We start from the raw sequence: 7,078 nt of genomic DNA, 5'->3' as shown, positions 1-7,078 counted from the left end.
AGCTCAGTCTGGCAGAGCGCTTGGCTTTTAACCAAGCGGCCGCGGGTTCAATTCCCGTCGGGCCCGCTCTGATTTTTTTTATTTATTAACTTTACTAAATTTAAATTTTTAAATTAACATTTTTTCGAAGATTTTTTAACTTTAATGTCTTATTTAAATCATGTTTAAATTTATATTGTATTTGACTTAGAATTTATTCTACTAGAATTGGGTGATTTATTTATATTTTTAATTGGGGGTAATGTTTAATTTCATAAATTCAAGTGTTTATCTATTTTTTACATTTTAATCATACATTTTAATCAAAATATTTATTATATTTGATTTGTTAGTTGGATTTATGAATGAATTTGCATTTTCGAATTTTGATATAAACTAAATCTATTCTATGATGGTGAAGAAGTAAGGGATTGTAAAAAATTAATGAAAATATTAAATTTTATTTAAAATTTATATTATGATTAATATTAGAAATTTCATTTAGAAAAAAGTTATTTCATTACAAATTGTTTAAAAAGTTTTATCGGAGGAATATTTTGGCATTTAATATATTAAACCATAGTGCTGTTCCTAAGCACGAGATTTTGTCTGATGATGAAATTGAAGAGATTTTTGCAGATGTTGATTATGACATTAGTCAACTTCCAAAAATTAAAGTAAATGATCCTGTTTCTAAAGCTATTGGTGCTGAAGAAGGTCAAGTTTTAAAAATAACTCGTAAAAGCGAAACTGCAGGTATATTTGTTACATATAGACTTGTCAGTGGAGAAAATAATCAAAAATAAAACATTAAGAACAATTAATTAAGAAAATATTAAATTCAATTTAATAATTTTATATTTAATCTAACTGTATTATTTTGGAGATATTAAATGAAAAATAAGACATGGGGTTTAGTAGATTCATTTTTTGATAAATATGATATTGTAGACCATCATATTAAATCTTATAACGATTTTGTTGAAAATCGTATACAAAAGATTATTGATATCACTGAACCAATCACTATTGAAAACGAAAAAGGAAACTATACTCTTAGAACAGGTAAAATTAAAATTGAAAAACCTTTCACCAAAGAAGCAGACGGTTCTAAAAGTATGATTTATCCTACAGAAGCAAGACTTAGAAATTTAAACTATTCTGCTCACATGTACTTGGAAATGGCATTGCATGACAACAACAGCGACGAAGAGGAAGAATTGGAAGAAGTGTACATTGGTGAATTGCCTCTCATGCTCAAATCCAGCATTTGTCATTTACATGGACTTACTGATAAGGAATTAATGGAAAAAGGGGAAGACCCTAAAGACCCTGGAGGTTATTTCATTGTAAACGGTTCTGAAAGAGCTGTTGTTACTATGGAAGAAATCGCTCCTAACAAAATTATCTTGGAAAGAATTGATGAGCCTGAAGATAGACATGCAAAAGCTATTGTAACCTCAATTAAAAGTGGTTTCAGAGCAAGAATTACTTTAGAATACAAAAAGCCACGTAAAAGTGGTGTTTTCTTAAGAATCTCTTTCCCATATGTTCCTGGAGAAATTCCATTAGTGATCTTGCTTAGAGCATTAGGATTATCAACTGACCAAGAAATCATTACAAAGATTTCTGATGATTTCAACTTCCAAATGTATATTGCAGACGATATCCAAGTGTCTGAAAAAGACTTGAAATTGGATTCTGAGTTAATGGCAGAAATGACCAATGAAGAAAGAGAAGAATACTTAAGAATGGCTGCTATTAAATACATTGGTAATAGAGTAGCTAAAGGAATGACTGAAGAGTACAGAATTAAACGTGCTGAAGATGTCATTGACAGATACTTATTGCCACATATGGGTATTGAATCTGATAAACGTTATGATAAAGCTATTTACTTAGCTGAAATGACTGAAATGTTGCTTCAAGTAATTGAAGGTCAAAGAGAACCTCACGATAAGGACCATTACACCAATAAGAGATTAAGAGTTTCAGGTGACTTAATGGAAGACTTATTCAGAGTAGCTTTCTCTTCATTAACAAGAGATATGAGCTACCAACTTGAAAGAAGCTTATCCAGAGGTAAGGAACTTTCAATTAAGCAAGCTGTCCGTTCTGATGTTTTAACTGAAAATATCAAGCATGCAATTGCTACCGGTAATTGGGTAGGCGGAAGAGCTGGGGTAAGCCAGCTTTTAGATAGAGTAAGTTACATGGCAACACTTTCTCACTTAAGAAGGGTTGTATCTCCTCTTACTAGAAGTCAACCTCACTTTGAAGCTAGGGACTTGCACCCTACTCAATTTGGTAAGATTTGTCCAAACGAAACACCAGAAGGACCAAACTGTGGATTAGTAAAGAATTTAGCTCTAATGTGTAAAATCTCTGAAGGTTTTGAAGAAGAAGAAGACCAAAAACTTGTAAACATCATTAGAGACATGGATGTAGAGATGATAGACTAATCGGAGGGATTTTATGGTAAGAGCTAAAATTTATATTAATGGTAAACTAACTGGTTATTGCGATAATCCTGAAGAATTTACTAAGGAAATGCGTGATAAAAGAAGAAATGGTCAAATCAATAATGAGATGAACATTACCTATTATGAGGATAATCACGAAATCTATATTTTCACAGACCCTGGAAGGGCAAGAAGACCTTTAATCCTTGTTTATGATGGTCAGCCAGCACTTACAGATGACCATATGGAAGCTATTGCAAACGGTGAATTAAAATGGGATGAATTGTTTGCAAAAGGTATTTTAGAATACTTGGATGCTGAAGAAGAAGAAAATTCCTATATTGCGATGAATTTAAGTCAATTAAATGAAGACCACACTCATTTGGAAATCGACCCATCCACTATGTTAGGTATTTGTGCAGGAATTATTCCATTTTCAGACCATAACTCCTCTCCAAGGAACACCATGGAAGCAGGGATGACAAAACAAGCATTAGGTTTATATGTATCAAATTATGCTTTACGTACTGATACTCGTGCACACTTATTGCACCACCCTCAAACTCCTATCGTAAAAACAAGAATTATTGATGCTATCAATTATGATTCAAGGCCATCTGGTCAGAACTTGGTTGTAGCTCTCATGTCTTACGAAGGATATAACATGGAAGACGCAATGATTCTCAATAAATCCTCTCTTGAAAGAGGAATGGGCAGATCCAGTTTCTTCAGATCTTATGAAGCATCTGAAAGAAGATATCCTGGTGGACAAGAAGATAAATTCGAAGTTCCAGAAAAAGGAGTTAAAGGATACCGCAGTGAAGAATCCTACAGAAACTTAGATGAAGACGGTATTGTTAACCCAGAATCCCATGTTGAATCTGGTGATGTATTGATTGGTAAGACTTCCCCTCCAAGATTCTTAGGAGAAATTGACGAGTTTGGTACTGTTGCAGAAAAAAGAAGAGAAACTTCCGTAACTGTAAGACACGGTGAAAAGGGTATTGTTGATGCTGTGCTCTTAACAGAAACTGTTGAAGGAAGCAAATTAACCAAAATAAGAGTAAGAGATACAAGACAACCGGAATTTGGTGATAAATTTGCATCAAGACACGGTCAGAAAGGGGTTGTAGGTCTTATCTTATCTCAAGATGACATTCCATTCACTGAAGATGGTGTAGTGCCTGATATTATCGTTAACCCACACGCTATCCCTTCAAGGATGTCTGTTGGACAAGTATTGGAAATGGTAGCTGGTAAAGCAGGTTGTATGGAAGGGCATCGTATGGATGGTACCCCATTCAATGAAACTGTTGAAGGTGAAATCAAACGTGCTCTTAAAGAAAACGGTTTTGAATCAGCAGGATGTGAATCATTATACAATGGTGTAACTGGTGAACGTATTGAAGCTGAAATCTTTGTAGGTGTTGCATATTACCAAAAATTACATCACATGACAACTGATAAGGTTTACGCACGTTCCACTGGTCCAGTACAAGTGCTTACAAGACAACCAACTGAAGGAAGAGCACGTGAAGGTGGTCTTAGGTTTGGAGAAATGGAAAGGGACTGTCTCATTGCACACGGTGCTGCTCTCGCATTAAAAGAAAGATTATTGGATGAATCCGATAAGTACGAAGCAGTTGTATGTAATGAATGTGGTATGTTAGCTGTCTACGATAAGAACAAACGTAAAATGTACTGTCCAATTTGTGGAGACAGTGAAACCTATCCTGTAGAAATTTCATATGCATTCAAATTATTATTAGATGAACTTAAAAGTTTATGTATTTTCCCTAAATTAGTTCTTGGGGACAAAGCTTAAGAAATAAGGTGTTGAAATAAAAATAAATTTTTTAAGGAGCCAATATTTTGAAAGGAATTATTAAAAAAATTGATAGAATTAATTTTGGATTAATGTCACCAGAACAGATTAGGGAAATGTCTGTTGTTAAGATAGAAAGACCAGACACTTACGATGAGGATGGTTATCCAATTGAATCTGGATTGATGGATTCTCGTTTAGGTGTTATTGATCCTAGTTTAAAATGCCGTACTTGTGGTGAAAAAGGTGGGGAATGTCAAGGTCACTTCGGTATGATTGAGCTTGCAAGACCTGTTATCCACGTAGGTTTCGGTGATGACATTCATAAAATCCTACGTTCCACCTGTAGCGAATGTGGACGTGTACTCTTGGATGATAATGAAATCGAAGAGTACACTGAAAAGATGGAAGAACTCCAAGAAGCAGGTGAAAGCGTAGAAGAACTCGTAAAAGAAGTTTATAAAATCTGTAAAGATAAAAAAACCAAAGAGGTATGTCCTCATTGTGGTGCTGAACAGGAAGACATCAAGATTGTCAAACCTATTGACATTATTGAAGTTCGCAAGCAATATGATGAGAACGGAGAACTTATGACTGAAGAGGATGGAACTCCTTTAACTGAAGATTATGATTTGACTGCATCTGAAGTGCGTGAAAAACTTCAACGCATTCCAGATGAAGATTCTTATGTTTTAGGTGTAAACCCTGAAGTTGCACGTCCAGAATGGATGGTACTCACTGTATTGCCTGTTCCTCCAGTTACTGTAAGACCATCAATCACTCTTGATACTGGTGAAAGGTCTGAGGATGACTTAACTCACAAACTTGTTGATATCTTAAGAATCAACCAAAGATTGATTGAGAATATGGATGCTGGTGCTCCACAGCTTATTGTAGAGGACCTTTGGAAATTACTCCAATACCACGTAACCACTTACTTTGACAATGAAGCAAGTGGTGTTCCTCCTGCAAGACACAGAAGTGGAAGGCCATTAAAGACTTTAGCTCAAAGATTAAAAGGAAAAGAAGGAAGATTCAGAAGCAACTTATCTGGTAAACGTGTAAACTTCTCAGCACGTACTGTAATCTCCCCTGATCCAAATATCAGTATTAATGAAGTCGGTGTTCCTGAAATGATTGCAAAAGAGGTAACTGTACCTACTTATGTAAATGAATGGAACATTGAAGAATTAAAAGAAGCTATCTTAAATGGTCCTAATGTTCACCCTGGAGCTAACTATGTCAAAAAGACCATCAATGGTAAGGAAATGAAAGTCAGAGTCTTGGATGACAATAGGGAATTGGTAGTTGAGAACCTTGAATACGGTGATGTTGTAATGAGACACCTCAAAGATGGGGACATTGTTTTATTCAACCGTCAACCTTCCCTTCACAGAATGAGTATGATGGCTCATGAAGTAAGAGTATTGCCTTACAAGACTTTCAGATTAAACCTTTGTGTATGTCCTCCATACAACGCGGACTTTGACGGAGACGAAATGAACATGCACGTTTTCCAAACTGATGAGTCCCGTGCAGAAGCTAAATCCTTAATGAGAGTACAGGAACACATCTTATCTCCAAGGTTTGGTGGACCAATTATCGGTGCTATTCACGACCACATTAGTGGAGCTTACCTTTTAACCCGTGATGGTTTCACTGTTAGTGAAGATGACGCTTTCCAAATGATTAGAAAATCACATCTTCTTAACAACGAATACGTTGATAAAAAGCATTTAAAACGTAAAAACCGTGATTGGACTGGAAAAGAATTATTCAGCTTATTGCTTCCAGATGACCTCAACATGAACTACAAAGCTGAAATCTGTAGAAAATGTGAAACCTGTCTTAAGGAAAACTGCCAATATGATGCATTCGTAGTAATCAAAGATGGTCAATTAACCCATGGTGCTATTGACGAAGCAGCATATGGTTCTTTCTCAGGTAAAATCTTAGATACAATTGTTAAGGAATACGGACCATCTCGTGCAAAAGAATTCTTGGACAGATCCACTGACCTTGCTATCTGTGGTATCATGAAAACAGGTATTACCACTGGTACTAACGATGAGGAAATTCCAGAAGAGGCAATCGAGGTTATTGACGCTCACTTAGATAAGGCTGAACAAGAAGTAGATAAGTTAATTGCAACTTATGAAGAAGGACTTCTCCAACCTTTACCAGGTAGAAGTGCAGAAGAAACTTTGGAAATGCGTATTGTTCAAGTTCTTGGGGAAGCTAGGGACACAGCAGGTGAAATCGCTGAAGGTTACCTCACTATGGGTAAACAATCTCAAGATGATTCCTATGATTATGTGATGGCTGTTGAGAACCACTCTGTTGTTATGGCTCGTACCGGTGCGAGAGCATCCATGTTGAACCTTGCTCAGATTACTGCTTGTGTAGGACAACAATCTGTTCGTGGTGGACGTATTACAAGAGGATACTTAGCTAGACCATTGCCTCACTTCAGAAAACATGAGTTAGGGGCAAGAGCAAAAGGATTTGTACATTCCAGTTATAAGGAAGGATTAGACCCTGTAGAATTCTTCTTCCACGCTATGGGTGGAAGAGAAGGTTTAGTAGATACTGCTATTCGTACTGCACAATCAGGTTATATGCAAAGAAGACTTGTAAATGCACTTGAAGACTTAAATGTAAGATCAGATGGATTAGTAACTGATAATAAAGGTCAAGTCATTCAAAGTGTATTTGGTGAAGAGGGTATTGACCCAGCAAAAAGTGACTTTGGTCATGTAGCAAACCTCGACAAACTTATTGACGAAATGAGGATTAAGGATAACTAATTGAG

Annotated in this window: 4 protein-coding genes; all 4 read left to right on the top strand. The window is 35.8% G+C overall.

Features of this window, described 5'->3' with window-relative positions; genetic code table 11:
• Positions 1-536 precede the first annotated feature (536 nt).
• The 4 genes from ACJMLB_RS00570 to ACJMLB_RS00555 all read left to right on the top strand — a co-directional run bounded on the left by ACJMLB_RS00570 (position 537) and on the right by ACJMLB_RS00555 (position 7,073).
• Complete coding sequence (locus ACJMLB_RS00570; RefSeq protein WP_292776391.1) at positions 537-785, top strand: DNA-directed RNA polymerase subunit H; 249 nt, start codon at positions 537-539, stop codon at positions 783-785.
• Positions 786-872: 87 nt separating this feature from the next.
• Positions 873-2,441: a DNA-directed RNA polymerase subunit B'' gene (locus ACJMLB_RS00565; RefSeq protein WP_295607821.1), complete on the top strand. Its 1,569-nt coding sequence runs from the start codon at positions 873-875 to the stop codon at positions 2,439-2,441.
• Between the two features lie 13 nt (positions 2,442-2,454).
• The gene (gene rpoB, locus ACJMLB_RS00560; protein ID WP_296856576.1) at positions 2,455-4,266 is read left to right on the top strand and encodes a DNA-directed RNA polymerase subunit B; all 1,812 of its coding nucleotides are present in this window, start codon (positions 2,455-2,457) and stop codon (positions 4,264-4,266) included.
• Positions 4,267-4,313: 47 nt separating this feature from the next.
• On the top strand, positions 4,314-7,073 hold the full coding sequence (locus tag ACJMLB_RS00555; RefSeq protein WP_405322806.1) for a DNA-directed RNA polymerase subunit A': 2,760 nt from the start codon (positions 4,314-4,316) through the stop codon (positions 7,071-7,073).
• Positions 7,074-7,078: the final 5 nt, after the last annotated feature.

The organism is Methanobrevibacter sp. (genome assembly GCF_045114555.1).
Classification (GTDB): Archaea; Methanobacteriota; Methanobacteria; order Methanobacteriales; family Methanobacteriaceae; genus Methanobrevibacter.
Note: the sequence above shows the minus strand (reverse complement) of the source record. Positions and strands in the feature narration are given on the sequence as shown.

Coding starts and splice junctions, on each gene's coding strand:
- rpoB (WP_296856576.1), top strand. CDS start 2,455: ATGGTAAGAGCTAAAATTTATATTAATGGTAAACTAACTGGTTATTGC.
- ACJMLB_RS00565 (WP_295607821.1), top strand. CDS start 873: ATGAAAAATAAGACATGGGGTTTAGTAGATTCATTTTTTGATAAATAT.